14 protein-coding genes are annotated in these 19433 nt (G+C 50.4%); 2 read left to right on the top strand and 12 right to left on the bottom strand.

The window, feature by feature from the left end; all coding sequences use genetic code 11:
* Positions 1 to 123: 123 nt before the first annotated feature.
* From NW747_RS06845 to NW747_RS06815, 7 genes are all read right to left on the bottom strand, one after another.
* Complete coding sequence (locus tag NW747_RS06845; RefSeq protein WP_273186254.1) at positions 124 to 1470, bottom strand: AMP-binding protein; 1347 nt, start codon at positions 1468 to 1470, stop codon at positions 124 to 126.
* A gap of 47 nt (positions 1471 to 1517) precedes the next feature.
* A complete protein-coding gene (locus NW747_RS06840) occupies positions 1518 to 2675 on the bottom strand; it encodes a thiolase family protein (protein ID WP_273186252.1) in 1158 nt (385 codons plus the stop codon).
* Positions 2672 to 3166, bottom strand: a complete 495-nt coding sequence (locus NW747_RS06835) for a hotdog family protein (protein ID WP_273186251.1) — start codon at positions 3164 to 3166, stop codon at positions 2672 to 2674. Before NW747_RS06835 ends, NW747_RS06840 begins: the two co-directional genes overlap by 4 nt.
* Before the next feature lie 73 nt (positions 3167 to 3239).
* Positions 3240 to 3776: a biotin transporter BioY gene (locus NW747_RS06830; RefSeq protein WP_273094619.1), complete on the bottom strand. Its 537-nt coding sequence runs from the start codon at positions 3774 to 3776 to the stop codon at positions 3240 to 3242.
* A gap of 136 nt (positions 3777 to 3912) precedes the next feature.
* The gene (locus tag NW747_RS06825; RefSeq protein WP_273186250.1) at positions 3913 to 5211 is read right to left on the bottom strand and encodes a glutathionylspermidine synthase family protein; all 1299 of its coding nucleotides are present in this window, start codon (positions 5209 to 5211) and stop codon (positions 3913 to 3915) included.
* Complete coding sequence (locus NW747_RS06820; protein WP_273186249.1) at positions 5211 to 5726, bottom strand: hypothetical protein; 516 nt, start codon at positions 5724 to 5726, stop codon at positions 5211 to 5213. Before NW747_RS06820 ends, NW747_RS06825 begins: the two co-directional genes overlap by 1 nt.
* Before the next feature lie 513 nt (positions 5727 to 6239).
* Positions 6240 to 7604: an FAD-dependent oxidoreductase gene (locus NW747_RS06815; RefSeq protein WP_273186247.1), complete on the bottom strand. Its 1365-nt coding sequence runs from the start codon at positions 7602 to 7604 to the stop codon at positions 6240 to 6242.
* A 1176-nt stretch (positions 7605 to 8780) separates the two neighbouring features.
* Here NW747_RS06815 and NW747_RS06810 point away from each other — a divergent pair.
* Entirely contained in the window at positions 8781 to 9581 is an 801-nt protein-coding gene (locus tag NW747_RS06810; protein ID WP_002575858.1) for a helix-turn-helix domain-containing protein, read from the top strand.
* An 80-nt stretch (positions 9582 to 9661) separates the two neighbouring features.
* Here the strand turns inward: NW747_RS06810 and NW747_RS06805 are convergent, their stop codons facing one another.
* Positions 9662 to 10882 carry an MFS transporter gene (locus tag NW747_RS06805; RefSeq protein ID WP_002584949.1) on the bottom strand — a complete coding sequence of 407 codons (1221 nt, stop codon included), beginning with the start codon at positions 10880 to 10882 and terminating at the stop codon, positions 9662 to 9664.
* A gap of 1375 nt (positions 10883 to 12257) precedes the next feature.
* Here NW747_RS06805 and ltrA point away from each other — a divergent pair.
* Positions 12258 to 13652 (top strand): group II intron reverse transcriptase/maturase, encoded by a 1395-nt coding sequence (gene ltrA / locus NW747_RS06800; protein WP_273186201.1) that lies wholly within the window; start codon positions 12258 to 12260, stop codon positions 13650 to 13652.
* A 436-nt stretch (positions 13653 to 14088) separates the two neighbouring features.
* Here the strand turns inward: ltrA and NW747_RS06795 are convergent, their stop codons facing one another.
* The 4 genes from NW747_RS06795 to NW747_RS06780 all read right to left on the bottom strand — a co-directional run bounded on the left by NW747_RS06795 (position 14089) and on the right by NW747_RS06780 (position 19243).
* A complete protein-coding gene (locus NW747_RS06795; protein ID WP_273094608.1) occupies positions 14089 to 14943 on the bottom strand; it encodes a mechanosensitive ion channel family protein in 855 nt (284 codons plus the stop codon).
* A 122-nt stretch (positions 14944 to 15065) separates the two neighbouring features.
* On the bottom strand, positions 15066 to 15911 hold the full coding sequence (locus NW747_RS06790) for a bifunctional 5,10-methylenetetrahydrofolate dehydrogenase/5,10-methenyltetrahydrofolate cyclohydrolase (protein WP_273186198.1): 846 nt from the start codon (positions 15909 to 15911) through the stop codon (positions 15066 to 15068).
* A 1-nt stretch (position 15912) separates the two neighbouring features.
* Positions 15913 to 17580 (bottom strand): formate--tetrahydrofolate ligase, encoded by a 1668-nt coding sequence (locus NW747_RS06785; protein ID WP_040379626.1) that lies wholly within the window; start codon positions 17578 to 17580, stop codon positions 15913 to 15915.
* 199 nt (positions 17581 to 17779) lie between these two features.
* Positions 17780 to 19243: an ISLre2 family transposase gene (locus NW747_RS06780; protein WP_273185646.1), complete on the bottom strand. Its 1464-nt coding sequence runs from the start codon at positions 19241 to 19243 to the stop codon at positions 17780 to 17782.
* Positions 19244 to 19433 lie beyond the last annotated feature (190 nt).

The raw sequence follows: 19433 nt of genomic DNA, 5'->3' as shown, positions 1-19433 counted from the left end.
GTACCACCTCTTATGGGTATTGTATCACAAAAGGACCGCCCCGCGGCCTTGGATCATAGGGGACAGATTTTTAAGCTGGACCGGCCTCTGGACAGCCCGCAGCGGCTGCCCCGATTCCAGCCCTCAGCCTTCCGGCTTCCCTGCCAGTTCTTCCAGTTTCTTTCTGTCCGCTTTCCCTGTAGATGTACGAGGTATGGCAGGCAGCACCATGAAGCGGGAGGGAATTTCCCAGGGTTTCAGATGGCAGGAGAGATCCTTCACCAGCTGTTTCCTTTCCATCACCTGTCCTGTGAGAAAGGCAATCAGGGTATCGTCACCGTTTGTCTGCTTTAGAGCGGTAACTTCTGCATCTTCCACGCCATCCACCATGAGGAGGGAGGAGAGTACTTTCTGCCTTGATACGTGATTTCCCTGTACATGGTACATGTCTTCCCTTCTCCCCAGAAAATGGAGCTCTCCCTTTTCATCCAGCCGCCCCAGGTCGTGGCAGGTATAGGGCATGGAAATCCCTTCGATGCCATAGGGGGTGTCTACAGTAATTTCTCCATTTTCGATGGAAACTTTCACATGGGGAAAGGGTTTTCCCACTTTGTCCGGAGAACGAAGGATTTCTTTTCCCTCAGTGAAGGAGATATAGCTCAGCTCAGAGGCGCCGTAGTATAAAATCACGCTGGCCGCCGGAAACCGTTCTGTAAGCCGCCGGTAAAGGGAGGCGGTCATAAGCTGGGAGCCTGTGAGGATATGGGTCACCGTTTCCGCCTGTCCCCTTGTTTTGGACAGCGGGGAGAGTTTGGAGGGAATCATGTAGATATGGGTGATTTTCTCCTTTTGAATCTGTTCCATCCATGTTTTCGGCGTCAGGCGGCTGCTGCCATGCAGGGAGGCACCTTCGGAGAGAAAATCCATGACCATATTCAGATTTCCGGTAAAAGCCAGGGATCCATGAAAAAAGAGACGGGACCTGCCATCTACTTTGAAAATCCGGTCCTGCAGGGGAAAGAAATCTGTCCAGCTCTCATCCCTGCGGTAAAGAATTTTCGGAAGACCTGTGCTGCCGGAAGTGAGCACCCCGAAGACGCCGGGCCGGGGTGCTGTTCTATTCCAGGTCCGAAAGAAAAGGGCTTTCCCCTGTTTTAAAGAAAGGGAAGGCAGCGGTCTGTCGGAAAGGAAAAGGCCTACTGGCTGTTTTTCCAGCATCACCGACAGCTCTTTTTCCTCCAGGTATTCATGGTAAAGGACTGGCACACTGCCGGCATAGGAAAGGGCCAGAAAATAGAGAAGCTGTTTCAAAGGCTGGTGCAGGTAGAGCGCTGTGAGCTTCCCTTTCACGCCCAGGGCTGAAAGGGCTTCTTTTTCTTCTTCTACAAACCGGAGGGCTTCACCCCAGGTCATGGAAAAGCCATCTTCTTCATAAAAGGTGTCATCCTTTTTTTCTTTCCCCCACCGGAGAAGATATTCATAGCATTTCATAGCTTCACCTCCAGAGGGATGGAAAAGGCGGTGTGTCTTTCCCTTTCTTATGTCCATTCCCTTTCATCCACGTGATGAATGAGGACCGTTTCTCCCACACCACCGGCGGCTGGAATGGCGGCCACTCCCAGATTTCCTTCTTCTCTTTCCAGAATTTTCATAAGGTGAATCATGATTTCCGCGCCGCTGGCACCGTAGGGATGACCGTAGGCCAGGGCGCCGCCCCAGCGGTTCAGCCGGTCTGCCACGTCTCTGTGCTTTTTCCGGAAGTCGGCACTGATCACAGCAAAGGCTTCATTATACTCAAAAGCATCCAGATCGCTGTAAAAAAGGCCTTTGTCTCTAAGGAGTAAGGAAACTGCCAGGTCTGCTGACAGCGGCGGCACTGCAGGATCTGCACCGGTCATGGAAAAGCCTTTGATTTCAGCCGACGGCACCAGGTCCCTTTCCCGGAGCCATCTTTCTGATGCCAGCATCACAAAGGCAGCGCCATCATTGATTGTGCAGGTATTGGCAGCGGTAAGGATGCCTTCGGGAAAATCGGTGACTCTGGGTGCCCTTGTCAGCAGTTTTTCAGACATTCTTTTACGAAGAGCCTCGTCCCGGCTGCTTCCAAAAAGGGGGAGAATCACATCCTTCAGCCATCCTTCTTCGGCCGCCTTTTTCGCTCTTTTCTGGCTCAGAAGGGCTGCCTCGTCTGCTTCCTCTCTAGTAATACCGGCTGCTTTCGCCGCCCTTTCCGCACCAAGAAGCATGGCGTCATCACCGTATTCGCCGGGCCGGAACTGGGCCGCCGTGAAGACAGGATTTCTAAGGCTGCTTCTTTCATCATTGTCTGCGTATCGCCTCTGAGGCTGAAGGGATGCACTTTCTGCACCGCCTGCCAGAACTACATCCCACTCCCCTGCCATAATGGAAAGGGCCGCCATGTGGATAGCAGCCAGACCGGAAGCGCACTGGAGGTCAATCGTAAAAGCCGGAACCCTTTCAGGGAGACCGCCTTCCAGAAGAAGAAGGCGCCCTATATTTCCACCAGGCCCCACAGCGTTGCCGCAGATAAGGGCATCGGGCCCCTGAATACCGTACCTCTGGCAGAGGTTTCTGACTACCCTGCCACCCAGCACTTCCGGTCTGATATGTTTGAAAATGCCGTTCCGGATGCCGATATGGCTCCGAAGACCGCCTGCAAGAAATACCCGGTTCATTCAATCACCGCCTCAAAACACAATACCTGGGAGAATCCGTAAATAGTTTTCCCTTCTTGTTTCAAATACACCGCTTCACCGGCATATAAGGGATGGTGGAAGCGGATATTGAAGGTTTTAAAATTTTTCCTTTCCGCCAGGGCAAGGGCGATCTGGAATCCGCTCACCACAGGGCGCAGGGTCTGATGGATTGCATTGTGGTCCCCCAGGGAAAGGCTGAAGGAACGCACCTCTTCTGCAGAAAACCGGCACCACAGGGATCCCTGGCCGTTCCTTTCCTTCCCCGCTTTTTCGGAAGGAGGGAAGAGCAGGATGGACATGTCTGCTGTGCCCTTCGTCACCCTGACCCTGACAATCCGCCTTCCGCTGCAGCTGACTTTACAGAGCCCATGGGTATCCCCTTCTCCTCTACTGTAGCGGAGTACTCCCATCACCATGCCCTGCCACTCCTCTTTCCAGGCAATGCAGAGCGCCTTCATCAGTTCTTCCATGAATTCTCCTTTATAAAAATGGCGGAAGGCAATGCCCTCCGCCATGAAATTTCTAAAACTAAAGAAGCAGGGATTAAAGTTCTCCTACCAGTCTTCTTCTGTACTTGCTGACCAGGAAAGAAGCAAGCAGGATTTTGGCAAAATCACCGGGAAGGAAGGGGAACATGCACATCACCATGGATGCCCAGATGCCAGTGCCCGTGAGGAACATGAACCAGGCAAGACCCATGATATAGCACACCGCCGTACCTGCAATGGTGGCAGCCATCATGTTTTTAAAGGAATAGCCCAGCTTTTCGGAAACCAGGCCCACCACAAATGCCATGGGCGCAAAGCCGATGATAAATCCGCCGGAAGGGCCTGCAATCACAGAAAAACCGGCGCGCATCATGGAAAATACGGGCACCCCTGCCATACCAAGAAGCAGATAAATCACAATAGCCAGAAGACCATACCTCTTTCCAAGGAATCCGCCGGCCATGAGTACCGCAAAGGTACCAAGGGTAATGGGCACCGGCTGGATAGGAATGGTAATCTGGGAACACACCGCAGTGACTGCAGCAAATAATGCACATAAAACCTGCATACGTATAGAATGATTCTGATTCATAATGACCTCCTGTTGATGGATTCATTATAAAATCATGGAGAAAATTTGTCAACTGTCATCATATAGTGGTTTACAAATGATAACGATTGACCAACCTGGATCAGAAAGTTTTCGGAGAAACCGGCTGTCCTTCTCCTTACCCTTCATAGAGCACCGGTATCCAGTATGCTTCATTTCCTGCAATTTTTTCTTCGCTGAACCGGGCATAAATGGCCGATGGCCTGTCTCCCAGCATGAAGCAGGACAGCGTGACATATCCTTCCAGTATGCCCACGTCCGTTTTGGTCACGATTTTCTGCTGCGGTATGTACTGCTGTACCAAGGAGGATTCGCTGTCGCGGCACACCACGTCCTCCGGATCTTCCACTTCTTTCCGATACAGGGTCTCCCCTTTTTCGTTGATAATATCAATACCCCGTCCTTCTCTGCCCCAGATGGGTTTCCTGATCCACTGGGAGGGACTTTTTTCGTCTGGCCGGAAATCCCGCTGAAAAAAGCAGGGCGGAATATAGGTCCTGATGATTTCCCGTTCTTTTTCCGAGAAAAAGGCATGGTCTTCCATGAGGGCATAGAGCAGGGCCTGGAAGCCTTTGGACTGCATGATAATGGACTCCGGCGGATTCATCATATGAAAGCGTCCGGCCCGATAGCCTTCCATCATCAATTCTCCCAGGGATGAGCCGTCTTGATCCGCCTTTTCCTCAATCAGAATTTCCATGGGATGCATGCGGTAGAGGAAGGATACGGTTCTTCCATCGGGCAGGGCCAGGCTGCCGTCTTCCATAACCGCCAGATTGTAGAAGGATTCAAAGAGAATATGGCTCCGCACGTCATCGGGCACCGCTTCCTTCATGGCGTTCATGAGAAACCGGGTGGTCCCCATATCTTCGATATAGTCATGGAAGCAGGAGAAGAGAATGGGATGGGCTTCCAACTCTTCACCGCTCATATTTCCGCAGCACCGGAGATACACATCCAGCAGGAAGCTGCGAAGGCCGTTCATTTCAAAGGCATTGGGGTTTTCTTTCCCGAAATACCGGGCCGCCACGCCATTGGCATAGTAGGCTTCGATTTCCGCGCAGGGCGTATCTGCATTGATTTCCACCATGTGGATAGCTCCGGTTTTTTCATCAATCACGTAGTCAAACCGGGATATCCAGGTGGGCAGGTCCTTCATGGCATTGCCGCCATGGAGATATTTACGGAGTTTCTCTGGAATTTCCATGTCATCCATGAAAGAATCGCTGCACTCCATGGCCCGCCGTACCGCTTTGGCAAAAATGCCATACAGCGCCCCGCTGACCTGCCGTACTTCTTCTATCTGCTTTCGGGTCACAATGAGGGGCAGATGGGTGGGATAGCGGAAGGGATAACCGGGATATTCTACATAGGGAAATATGGTCCTGTCCAGATCGTCCATAAAAGTCTTTTCCATCAGGACGCGCCTCCCCTCACACCGGCACCGCCAAATCCGGTCTTACCGCCGGATGGAGCCTTCACTGTGGAATTTCCTGAAGACTTGCCGGAGTCATAGGAGGCATTTTTATTTCCAGCGTAGGCACCGCCGGTATTCTGCTGCTTCTGCTCCGTGTAGGCAGGCCGGTCATTCAGTACGCTGCCTGTGTTCCTGTCGTAATGGCCGGAATATCCCGGCAGGCCATGAAACATGAAATAGCTCATCATGAGAAGGGGCAGCAGGCTGGAAGCACCGGACACGTACTGCAAATTGTCATTTTCATCACGGCGGAAGGTCACTTCCTCCCCATTATCATACCGGGCCGTTTCCGTACCGTCCTCATTCTTCACCAGGTGGTAGGTCCGGCCGTTCTCATCCTTCAGCTCATCCCCCTGGGCCTTCTGCTCCTGCCCGCAGCCCGCCATCATCACCGCCGCGCCGCCGGCCGCCATAAAAGCAGCCAGAATGGCTGCTGTCTTTGCACTTCTATACATGTGTGTCTCCTTTATTTCTATTTGATGAAATATGATTTGTTCTTTAAGTATCATACCATATAAAGGGCTCTCCGGTTTCCTGTTTTTTATTTCCGCTTTTGCCATCCAATACAAAAGGGGCTGTGAAAAAATGATTTACATTTTTCACAGCCCCTTTTGTATACATAAATTTTCACGGTAATTGGCCCAATGACAGTCTGCTTCCTGCCTCTACGTCATTTCGAGCGATGCTGCATGTAGTTATGGATAATAATGCCTTTTGTTCTATTGAGGCTCTGAGCCCCGAAATCTCCCGCCGCAATGAGGTTTATACTATCGTGGAATGAGATTTCTCCACTCTGTGGAGGTCCTGCATAGGACCTCCAAGTCAGCCGAAGTTGGCCTCTAGCCTGCCCAATAAGAGGCTTTCCTATTGTCGGCTGACTGACCGTCGAAATGACAGTGAGGTGGAGTGGCAGCGGTGTCATTTCTGTATTTTTTCACAGCCCCCTTCCTCATTAATAAAACATGGATTTACAACATTCCAAGAAGGTCATTGAGCCCTTCTGTCATGGTAGGATGGGTGTAAATGCTGTCGCGAAGGACAGAATATGGAATCTTCCGGTCCATTGCCAGTCTCACCAGGTTAATCATTTCATAGGATTCCAGGCAGAAGAAATGGGCTCCCAGAATGAGACCGCTCTCCTCATCCACAATGACTTTAAGAAGGCCTGATGGATTTTTCAGTACATGGGCCTTGGGAATCGCTGCCGCCGGCATGGAGGCAGTCAGGACTTTCCAGCCCGATGCCCGGGCTTCCTCTTCCGTCATCCCCACTCTGGCCAGCGGCGGATCCAGAAAGAGGGCGTAGGGAACGGGGCCGCGGTTTTCTGTCGTTCTCTTCAAGTCCCCGTTGAAATTGCTCTTCAGGATGCGGAAATCATCCAGGGAAATATAGGTAAACTGCATGCCTCCCGTCACATCTCCGGCTGCCATGATGTGAGGTTTGGATGTATGAAGGGAGCTGTCTACTTTCACTGCTCCTCGAGGTGTCATTTCCACCCCTGCTTTTTCCAGGGCAAGAGAAGATACATTAGGCTGCCGTCCCGTAGCTGCCAGCAGGACATCAGCGTGAAGGATTTCTTCTCCGTTCTTTGTCTTTACATGAATCAAGGCCTCTTCTTTCTCATCTTCCACCCGAAGAACGTCTGCTTCTTCCAGAATGCGAATGCCCTGTTTTTCCAGATGTTCTTTCACCGCCGCTGCCATTTCCCTGTCTTCCTTCGGAAGGAAAACAGAGCCCTTCTGGATGACGGTCACCCGGGCACCGAAATTGTTATAATAGGACGCAAATTCCAAACCGATATAGCCGGCTCCTAGAATCACCAGATGACGGGGCAGCTTTTTCTCATCCATCAGGGTCTCGCTGGTGTAGACAAAGGCGCTCCGGTCAAGCCCTTCCACCTTTGGCATGACAGGCGCTGCGCCTGTATTGATGACAATATGCTCTGCCCGGATGATTTCTTCTTTTTCATCAGAGGAAATCAGGATTTCATGGTCATTCACAAAGGACGCCGTGCCGTCATATACAGTCACTCCTGCCTGTACCAGCTTGTCATAATTTTTCCCGCGAAGCATGGCGGTGAGACGATTCTTCTCCTCCACCGCTTCTGCATACCGCTTTTCTTTTTCTTCCCAAGAACCGTCCCGTCCATGAGACAGGCGGGCACTGTATTCCAGAGATTTACTGGGTATGCAGGCTACATTGATGCAGGTGCCGCCATACCGTTCTTTTGATTTTTCAATGAGCGCCGTTTTGATGCCCTGGGATGCCAGAAAAGAAGCAAATGTTTTTCCGGCCTTGCCAAATCCGATAATTACGTATTCATAGACTGTCATAGGTTTCCTCATTTCTTTTAAATATGTAAATCTAAAATTATCTATATACATTTTACATCAGGAGGAAGAATGATGTCAATTTCAAAATGGGGGGCGGACATGCCGGAAGCGTGAAGGTTCAGAGGGTGGTGGCTGAAAAGGTTCTTAGGATTGACCGGCCCGTTGGGCCGGAGGGTTCTCATGTTTGACAGCCGCTTCGCGGCTGAGGGTTGAGGTGGCGGCTGACGCCGCAGGATAAAAAGGGGCGCGCCTGTCGGCGCAGGTTGTGTAGAAGGGTTGTGTAGAAAGGGGCGGGGAGAAGGGTTCAGAAGGTTCAGAGGGTGGTGGATTACCCTTCGGGCAATAATTATGAAGTCAGCGTTACGGAAATACCTTTTGTGTCACCAAGGGTACATGGCGAAGTGCAAAAGCCTTCTTCCTCTGGAAGACGACAGTCCTACAGAGGACTGTCGAGTCGGGCTAATATTCGAGTATAGCCTGCACACTAAGCGAGCACCTTAATGCCCGACGGTGTCGCCGTCAGGCGACGAATGGTAGCGGATTTTCGAAGAAAATCCGAGGCCCTGAAGGGGCCTAATGTGTCTCTTCCGTAAAATGCCGCCTTTCGGCGGCGCCTTTGCACAGCAAAGGCCTATCCTCAGCCCTATCGGGCAGCTCCTTCCAGTGAAAGGAGCCTTACGTTACGGGATTTCCTTTCTGATACATAAATCGTGCTAAACATTCTGCTGAATTGGCCACCTCCGGTGGCCACCCCTTATCCGGCTGCGCCGGACTCCCTCCACGGGAAAGCGTCTCACGTGATTTTCGGGTCGCTATCGCTCCCCTACAAATCACGTTCGCTTGCCACCCTATTCAGGGGGGAGAATAGACCTCTCTACGCTTTCCTGTAGAGTTATGTGGCACACTGTTGAGCGTCCATAGTGCCCCCTGAACAGGGGGAAAGGTGGTGGCTCAGCCACCAAAGGGGGTGCGCCCGGCATGGGTGTAATCTAATGGGTGAAAGTCCCTAGTGCGGTATGACCATAACAAGCACACAGCCAATGGCAAGGGGTCCACCGTGAGGTGGAGTCTGAAGGAAATGGTAAAATAAAACTGTAAATGCCTATGCCGTTATGCTATGAGCATAGTACATAGCATAACGGCTTCTCTTTCGTTGAGCTAGCAAGGAGGGTGAATATGTCTTTATCCATACAAGAGCGATTAAAAGACCTACGTGTGGAGCGTGGCTTGACGCTGGGGCAGCTTGCGGAGCAGACCGGGCTTTCCAAGTCTGCGCTGGGCAGTTACGAAACGGAAGACTTCAAGGACATCAGCCACTATGCCCTTATCCGGCTGGCGAAGTTTTACGGTGTGACCGCTGATTATCTGCTGGGGCTGTCTGAAATGAAAAATCACCCAAACGCCGATCTTGCAGACCTGCGTTTGAGTGATGAAATGATTGACCTGCTGAAAAGCGGGAGGATAGACAATACCCTGCTGTGTGAGCTGGCGGCGCACCCGGATTTCCCCCGGCTGATGGCTGACCTTGAAATCTATGTGAACGGAACGGCACTGAAACAGGCGCAGGGTGCAAACGCCATAGTGGACACGATGAGCGCAACTGTTATAAAAAAGCATAATCCTGGCATGAGTGATACGCAGTTAAGACAGCTTATCACCGCCCATATTGATGAGGACGAGTTTTGCCGCTATGTGATACAACGGGACATAAACGGGATTGCCCTTGCTCTGCGGGAAACACACAAGGACGATTTTTTCAGCGTCCCAGAGGATAACCCGCTAAAAGAAATGCTGGAAACTGCTGGTGAAATCGTCAGCCAGGACAGCGACACGGAACAAGCGTACTTGGCGTTTATCTGCAAACGGCTCAAGCTGAATTTTAGGAAGCTGTCAGTAGAAGAACGGAAGTGGCTGAAAAAGATTGCGGAAAAATCCGACTTGCTGAAGAATCCAAAACCGCAGAGAGGACGAAGATAAAAAATGCCTGAACGGCGGTTCTGGTTTTTCAGAACCACCATCCAGGCATTTTGTTTAGTAATAGAAAAAGGTGCAGTTGATTATTGCGTATTGTCAATCTCTCTCAAACCGGGTAGTAAAAATACGGCAAGCGCAACGATGATAATGCCAATTCCGCAAATGACAAACCATTTCTCAACTCCCAGCCGCTCCGCCAGAGGCCCGGAAATGACAAGGCCAAACGGCATGGCGAGGGAAGCGGCGCTTGTCAGTAGAGAAAAAACTCTCCCCAGATATTCTGGTTTGACCGTTTCTTGAAAAATCGCATTTTGCACACCGTAAAATGGAGCGGAAATTCCCATAACAGTACAGCACACAACAAAGACAAGAAATGCGTCTGGCGGCAAAAGCCCGGAGAGCATATTGCTAACGCCCATCAGGAGAACGGAAAGACCGATGGTGTACCGCCGTTTCTTAAAACCGCCCCAAATGCTCAGAATGACTCCGCCAAGCAGCATACCAACCGCAAAAGCAATTTCAGCGGCAGAGGCATGGGCCGGTGTTCCTTTGAAGTATGACATACAGATGAGAGGAAAAAGCGTACTGATTGGCATATAAAAGAACATATAAATTACACCAATCCAGAGCAGAGCAAAGAGGCCCCTGTTTTGCTTTAATACCACATACCCCTCTTTCATATCCTGTAAAAACTGTTGTCTTTTCGTTTCTGGACATAGTTCAGGCGTTGGTATGGACGAAATCGCAACAGTCACACAGGCAAGGATTGCACCCACAATATCTAACAATATAATTGCATTAAGAGGCCAAACAGCATATAAAAACGCTGCGGCAGCTGGACTGATAATCGCACTTACTGCTTGCATGGTCTGCGTGTAACCAGCGCATTTTGTAAGTTCCTCTTTTGGCACAATCATAGGTGTTGCTGCGCTGAATGCTGGAGAATGAAAAGCAGTTCCCGCACTTCGGATTAACAGGACAACCATAATAGACCATACGGGCAATTCCATGTAAAACGCCACCAGCGCCAGAATACCGCCAGCGGCGGCAATTATCAAATCCGCACCAATCATTACGCTTTTACGGCTGTGCCGGTCAACAAAAGCACCTGCAAACGGGCCTAAACAGGCTTGCGGCAAAAATCCAATCAGTGTTGCCGCCGTCAATATGATTGCAGAATTAGTTTTCGCAACCAAATAAAAGATAATGGCCATTTGCAAAATACCGCTGCTAATAAAGGATATTGCTTGTCCGGCAAGAAGTGTAAAATAAGTTTTTCTCCATGAATTGTTGTTTTGGGTCATAATGCGAACCTCCTTTTTTATTGCATTGTTCCTTTGTTTCTGCAATAAAAAGCAGGCGTTGTCCCACAGAGAGGGCAGACGCCTGCATAACAACAAAGCACGAAAAAACACCACGATACAGTTCAAAGACTGCTCGTGTCAAACCTACGTGTTCCTTTGCATACGCACGCAAAAAAAGCCCACCATCATGTGGAAAGGTACTTCTACTTTTTATTGCTTATTAGCGTACACAAATTAACACACGTAAGCCTCCTTCCAATCTCAAACTGTCTCACAGTATAACACACATCCGATAGACTTGTCAACCATTTTTAACCTTGTTTTCCATCTTGTTTTTCCATCTCTTACGGGCAGTAGCAAAGCCAGGCGAGCCAGTCAACGGTCAAGATGAACGGCGCTTTCAGCGCCGCCGTTGACAGTCTCGCCCGTCTTTGCTAATGGGTAATCAAGGCGGGAAAGCCATTTTAGGGCTTTCCCGCCCATTTCAATTTTGGGAGAAGAAAGGCCCCAAAATGAACGAGTGCGGCCAAACACTTTTAGGGATTGGCCACCTTGTCCACCCATCCAGCGGGGCGGCGGGGAACGGTCAAGGCCGGGCGTCAGCCCATTCATTTCAGCCTTGACGGTTTCCTGCCGTCCTGCTACTTTTCCCGGAGTGTGGCCACACATCTGGTCACGGTGTCCAGAGCTTTGGGACTTTTTGTCCCATAGGCCGGGGGCGGAGGACGAGGGACGGGGGCTTTCATAATACGCCCTGTCTGCTGCTGAAATCAGCCCTTTGTTTCCGGCTTACCAGCCCCAAACAAAGCCCTGCTTTCCTGCCGCGTCAAATGCCCTTGCCCTCCCCGGCGGCAACGGTATTTTCAGGGCAACGCCGACAGAGCGTATAACACACTACACTTTGCTCCGCAAAGTCGTGTGCCAAATGGGGCGCTGCCCCCTTTGGAAACCCCCGCAACAAACAGGTGCTATGCACCCAGCCGGGAGCATAGCGCCGTTTGTTGTCAGCAGCCCGTTTCACGGTCTGCGTGTAGTTCCTTGTAAACTGACCTAAGCCGGAGGCAAAACCTTGGTCCGACGAATAGAAACTTTATACGAAGGCAGAGTCCGGCAGGATGAGGCAGCCCCCTATGCTGAAGTCCAACGATGGTCTTGGCCAGGCTTTGTAAATGAAGCGGATAGATGAGGTGAAAGATTACACTCTTACCCGGGGAGGTCTCATGGACGTTAAAGCAGTGATAGGTCGTATATCTGGACCGGGCGGAGACGGTTGAAAAAGATTTGTCATGAGAAGTCAGCAGAGGTCATAGTACCGCAAAAGCGGAAAGGACCGAACAATTCCAGTCAAAGTAAATCATGAAAGGAGGAACGTGTGATGAAAACAGAATACAGTTTACAAACTGGCTACCGGTTGGAAAATAGTGGAACTGACGAAAATACAACAAGGAGCGTCGAGCACGGTCCTCGGGAAATGGAAGAAATGGCAAGCAGAATCACACTGGAGTGCATTGTGAACAGAGGTAATCTCTACGATGCCTACCAGCGAGTAAAAGCCAATAACGGGGCACCCGGCATAGACAATATGACTGTGAAGGAATACCCCGAATGGTACGCAGAGCATGGAGAGGAGTGGATTGCAAGTATCCTGAACGGAACCTACAAGCCACTCCCTGTGCGGCGAGTAGAAATCCCGAAGGACAACAAAGGAGGAAAGCGGAAACTTGGAATCCCCATTGTTAAAGACAGAGTACTACAACAGGCGACCGCACAAATTCTCATGCCCTTTTATGAGTGCAAATTTGCAGAATGCAGTTTTGCATACCGGCCTCATAGAGGAGCCCGGCAGGCAATGGAAGTGGTAAAGCGGAGTGTAGAAGAAGGATATGAATACGCATGCGTACTCGACCTTTCCAAATACTTCGACACCATCAACCATGAACTGCTGATGAATATGCTGAGACAGGACATTTCGGATAAAAGAGTCATCGAACTCATCAAGAAATTTCCGAAAAGCGGAGTCATGGTCAAGGGATTGAAACAACGCACAGAAGAAGGCTCACCGCAAGGAGGGAACCTGTCTCCGTTGCTGGCAAATATCTATCTGACTCCATTCGACAAAGAGTTTGAGGGGAGAGGCGTACGTATCGTTAGATACGCCGACGACATCCTCATACTGGCCAAAAGCCAAAGAGCGGCAGAAAGACTGCTGAAAAGCAGTACTAAGTATCTGGAAACCCGGCGGAAGCTTAAGGTAAACAGAGAAAAGAGTAAAGCAATCAGCGTCTATAAAACGCCGGACTTTAAATTTCTTGGATTCTCGGTGACCAAAAGAGGGAAAGAGGTTAAACTAATGCCTCATGCGAACTCGGTAGCCAAATTGAAGAGGAAATTGAAAAGTCTGACAGGCCGTAGCAAAGGCAGGGGTGCAAGAGAGATCATCCGCAAAACGACTGAATATAATCGTGGATGGGTTGGCTATTATGGAATAGCAGACCTGACACGGATAGCAGGTCTTGATGGATGGGTAAGGTCTCGTATACGAATGTGCATATGGAAGCAGTGGAAGAACATATCCACACGGATAGATGCACTGCTCCGACTGCATGTCCCACGAAGACTTGCATTCAAGTGGGGAAAGAGTCAGAAAGGATACTGGTGCATAGCTCATAGCCAGATAATGATGACTTCAGTGACAAACAGGATACTGGAGAAAGCTGGATTCATCGGTCTAAAACAATGCTATGAGAATATAATCTGCCCAAGGAATTGAACCGCCGTATACCGAACGGTACGTACGGTGGTGTGAGAGGGATGAATAATCTCTACTCGATTGCCGCTTTTCCATCGCCCGCCAGGGCGGTTTTATGGTTTTATCATAATGGCGCCCTTATTTCCCAAAGGGCGCCCACCAAGGCCGTTAGCTGATAGCTGACAGCCAATAGCCGGTACTAGTTCACCAGCCCACTAGCCACCAGCCACTAGGGAAGTGCTGATTAAATCGTTATCTGATTTTATTCTTGAATTTTTATGCAATGCAAGGAATGGAGGCGATGCGAATAGCGAGTTATTTAAGGAGCTCCATGACGAAGCAGTGCATAAAAATTCTTATAAAAGCAGACTCTGCGAATTAATCAGTGCTTCCCTAGATCTGCGCCGTCAGGCGCTCCTCGATCCCGGCCCCGACCCCAGCCGCTCTGCGGCTGCCTTCACTCCTTTGCCTGATGCACCACGATCTGGGGGAAGGGAATGTCTATCCCGTTTTGGTCAAAGGCTTCTTTCACCCTGATATACAGCTCATTCTGGGCGTCAAAATACTTCTGCCGGTCCACCTGGGCTCTTACGTAAATACGGATGGATGATTCGGCCAGGGCGCTGACATAGACAGGAAGGTTTTCTTTGTTCAGCACATAGTCATCTTCCGTAAATATCTGTTTCAGCAGGGCAATGCACCTGGGCAGGTTGGTGCCATAGCCTACATCAAAGGTAAATTCCAGATTTCTTGTTTCGAAGGCAGAATAGTTTTTAATGACGCTATTGATAAGAGATGAATTAGGAATCACAATCATCTGGTTTCCCAGGGTGGAAATCAGGGTATACATAATGCGGATATCCGTAACCGTCCCCTGATTGGAGCCGACCTGGATATAGTCGCCCACCCGGAAAGGGCGGAAAATGAGGATGAAAATACCGGATGCCACATTGCCTATGTTGTCTTTGAGCCCCAGGCCGATAGCCAGACCCACGCCGCCAAAGGCTGCTGCCAGGGTTCCTGCTGCCACGCCAGCCGTTCCCAGCGCCACGATAGCCACAATGGCCAGGCAGAAGAAGAAAATAATCTCAGAAATGAATGTTTTGGCGGAAGGATCTACATTGCTCTTTTCCAGAATATGCTCGGCCGCTTTGCGAATGTAGCGGCAAAGGATATAGCCGATAATAAAAAGGATGATGGCCTCTACCAGATCCAGCCCTTTGGTAATGGCAAACATTTTCAAATCGCTGATAAATTTGGCGGTAATACTGATTTCATCAGTTACTACCTTTGTCACTGCATTGGTTTCCAATGGAAAAATCCTTTCTGTAAAATGTCTATGAAATAGAAGAAATCCATATTTCTTTTATTTTACCATATCTTACCAGCAGAAAAGCGGTTCCCCTTCAGGAACCGCTTCTGCTGGAATTATGTTTATTTCGCCTGTTTTTCACCGGCCGTAATGATATTTTCAATCACCATGGCTGTGGTCACGCTGCCTACGCCGCCGGGAACAGGGGTAATGGCGCCGGCCACCCGGGAAACCGGTTCATAGTCCACGTCTCCCACAGTTTTGCCGTTTACCCGGTTAATGCCTACGTCAATGACTACGGCCCCCGGTTTCACCATGTCCGCCGTCACCGCTCCCGCATGGCCCAGGGCAGCCACCAGGATATCCGCTTCCCTGGTGATTTCCTTCAGGTTCTTCGTATGAGAGTGGCAGATAGTGACAGTGGCGTTCTTTTTCAGAAGCATAAGGGATACCGGTTTGCCGATCACATTGCTCCGTCCGATGATTACTGCCTTTTTCCCGTCGGGATTGATACCGTAATGATCAAGGATGGCCATGACGGCCCGGGGAGTACAGCCGAAAAGTCCATCCTTCCCGGCAAAGAGCCTGCCTGCATTGGTATCGGTCAGACCATCCACGTCCTTGTCGGGATTGATTAAAGCAATCATCTTTTCAGAATCAATGCCTTCCGGCAGAGGCATCATCATCAGAATGCCCGTGATTTCCCGGTCATGGCTGAGATCAGTAATCAGGCTTCCCAGCTCTTCTTCCGTAATGTCTTCGGACTCACGGAAGATTTCCGATTCAATGCCGTAGCCTTTGGCCACTTTCTGCATAAAGGCTGCATACATGGCGGAAGGCTTGCTGTTCCCCGCCAGAATTACAGCCAGTTTGGGTTCATAGTGCTTTTCCCGCAATGCGGCCAGCCTTGCCCGGAGAACCTTTTCCAGGGAAGCGGCCGTTTCTTTTCCGTCCAGTATGTCTGCCATGTTAGAAGAGTCCTGTAATATGTCCTTCATCATCTACATCAATCCGTTCAGCAGCCGGATGTTTCGGAAGACCGGGCATGGTCATGACCTTGCCGGTCAGAACAACAACGAAACCGGCACCTGCGGAAATTTTCACTTCCCGTACATGCAGGGTGAATCCAGAAGGAGCGCCCAGTTTGGCAGGATCATCACTGAAGGAAGCCGGGGTCTTGGCAATGCATACCGGCACATTTCCAAATCCCATGTCTTCGATGTGCTTCAATTCCTTTTCCGCAGCACTGTCATACTGCACAGTACCTGCTCCGTAGATTTCCTTTGCAATGGTTTCAATCTTTTCTTTCAGGGACAGGCTGAGGTCATAGAGCGGCTTGTAAGCAGAACCTTTATCAACAGCTGCCAGCACCTTACGGCCCAGGTCAAGGCCGCCTCTGCCGCCGTCTGTAAAGACGGTGGATTCAGCCACCGGAACGCCTGCTTCGGCGCAGGCATCTTCGATAACCTTCTTTTCTTCCGCTGTATCACTGGGGAACATATTGAGAGCCACCACAATGGGCAGGCCGTATTTCTTCAGGTTGGAAATATGACGCAGCAGGTTCGGAAGGCCTCTCTTCACGGCTTCCGGATCCGATTCAGTGAGTTCGTTCTTTGCTTTGCCGCCGTTCATCTTCAGTGCACGGATGGTGGCCACCAGCACGGCAGCGTCCGGTTTCAAGCCGGCGAAGCGGCACTTGATATCCAGGAACTTTTCAGCCCCCAGGTCGGCACCGAAGCCTGCTTCCGTTACCACATAATCAGCCAGATGGAGAGCTGTACGGGTAGCCAGTACGGAGTTGCAGCCATGAGCAATATTTGCGAAGGGGCCGCCATGGATAAAGGCCGGTACATGTTCCAGGGTCTGTACCAGGTTCGGTTTCAGGGCATCCTTCATAAGGGCAGCCATGGCACCCTGGGCGTGAATATCACCGGCAGTAACCGGCTTATTGTCGTAGGTGTAGCCTACGATGATCCGGGCAAATCTTTCCTTCATATCACGAATGGAATCAGCAAGGCAGAGGATGGCCATCACTTCGGAAGCTACGGTAATATCAAATCCGTCTTCCCGGGGAACCCCATTGGCATGGCCGCCAAGACCTACGACGATGTGGCGGAGCACCCGGTCATTCATATCCTCCACTCGTTTCCAGACCACCCGGCGGGGATCGATGCCCAGGGCATTTCCCTGCTGGATATGGTTGTCCACCATGGCAGCCAGAAGATTGTTGGCTGCTGTAATGGCATGAAGGTCACCGGTGAAATGGAGGTTAATATCTTCCATAGGAACCACCTGGGAATAGCCGCCGCCGGCAGCGCCGCCCTTGATACCCATGCAGGGGCCAAGAGAAGGTTCGCGGAGGCAGATCATCGCCTTCTTGCCGAGCTGAGCGAGCGCCTGTCCCAGGCCTACGGTGGTGGTCGTCTTTCCTTCTCCTGCCGGGGTTGGGGAAATAGCGGTCACAAGAATCAGGTGGCCCATCGGCTTATTTTCCAGTTCTCTGGTCAGTTTCAGAGAAACCTTCGCTTTATAGGGACCATAATTTTCCAAATCTTCCGCCGGAATTCCGATGGAAGCACCGATTTCCGTAATCGGTTTCAGTTCTGCTTTCTGTGCAATTTCAATATCGCTTAACATCATGTCCACTCCTTCATACCCAACCACATTCAGAAATTTCCAGCTCCATCAGACCCAAAGGCTGATGAAGCAATGCTCTTCTCATTATATCACAATAAGGGGAGGGGTGACGGAGCTTCGCCCTGAAGGGTAAGTGTCAAGTTTTCCTCGGTAATTCATTTGACTGTCGATAATTACTATCTCCGTGGCTTCGGTTTTATCAGTATTTCTGTATAGCTCTGGCCAGTCTCCCCATTGGTGAAGAAGAAGCTCCATAAACGCCTATACGCCCCTCCAGGCATCCTGGCCTATAGTTTCTCATTTTGCGCTTCTGCACCTCACTCCGGACATTCTGGGCGATTTTACGCTCTGCCTGCACCGCAGCCTTGTGCATGGCTCTATCCATCTTTTTGTAGCTTTTCCCATTAGCATGGTACAGGAGAGCTGCTGTAAGTGTTTTATTCTTCCGGGCGGTTAATACCCAAACCATACACTCCATTCCCTCGCTGGACCAGCTCCGTCCCTGCCGCTTCATGCGATAGCTGTAGAACCGGTGATTTGTTTCTGCAGTCCCCAGATGAATCTCTGTATGGATGCCGCGCTGACTTAGGCTGGGGATATAGGGGGCATTTCTCTCCAGATAGCTCTGCAGCTTGTCTACCTCCTCTAAATCCGCCTCTGTTCGGGCGCAGCTCCGGGCAGTATCCATCCATACGGGAATCTGTTTCATAATATCGTCGGTCTGGTGAAGTTCTCGGATAATACGGTCTATCAGTTTCCTGTTGCAGAAGCTGAGCCGGGTCCGGATCTTTTCATGCACATGATAGCAGTCGCGGAAGTGCTGGTGATCTAGGCAGCCTTCTACTATTCGCTCAAAGTCCTGAAACTGGTATCCGGACCCTCCATCCCCATTCGACAGCACTGTGGTCTTAGACAGGTCATAGTGCCCAAGCAGATAGCTTCTTACCATTGCAAAAAGTTCTTTTCTGCTGGTAGATGCAAAGCAGCGAAGTCCTACCAGTTCTGTCCTGTTGCCATTTTTCCTGACTCCCTCATATACCTGGAGGCGGTGCACTTCCGAAACGCCGCCTTTCTCCTTGTTCTTGAGTACAATTCCATCTCCTTCAATCGCTATAATTTCCGGCTGTGTCGGCTTTTCAACCTTTTCCTCTTCTGCCAATGTTTTTTCGTAAGCCTTTGCCTTCTTACCGGCATAATTCTTGAGTGAGATAACGGACTGATGGGAGATGGTAATCCCTGCCAGGCTTTGCAGGAGTTCGCTGGCACTTCGAGATGTGGTAATTGCGACAGCCTCGACAATCCGCTCAATCATTCCCAGGCTGTAGTGCTTTCTGGGTTCAAAGCCCATTTTGCGGTCCAGGGGATAGAAGCTCTTCCCATCTTTCTGCAGAAGTCTTCGGGTATAGGTCAGCTCTCCATAGCGACAGTAAATCGTCCGGGAGTCCCGGCGCGCTACACGCCACCTCTGTGCCTTGTAAATCTGATACAGCTCGGCATCAATACGCTCCAGAGCCATAGCTATAAGCTGACAGTTCATTTCTTCGAGCCAATGAGTTAGCTTCCTTTCAGACTCAATAGAATCATCAGATTCCTTGATGATAGAAATGACTGCTCCTATTGCATTTTCACTCCAAATTTCTCCAGTTTTTGTTATAATATCCATGAGGAAAGCCCTTTCTTTGTTTTATTCTTTGCCACGGAAATTATAACATTTCCACTCAAGGGGAGGCTTTCCTCTTTTATTGTTTCTGGAAAAATTCCCTTACCGAGTAAAATTTTACACTAAGCCCTGAAGGGTTATGGCGGCGGCTTCGCCGCAGGAGAAGTCAAAAAGCAGCGACCTCTGATGGAGG

It is taken from the genome of Dialister succinatiphilus (genome assembly GCF_928721695.1).
Taxonomy (GTDB): Bacteria; Bacillota; Negativicutes; order Veillonellales; family Dialisteraceae; genus Dialister; species Dialister succinatiphilus.
This window is presented reverse-complemented; position numbering and strand designations above follow the sequence as displayed.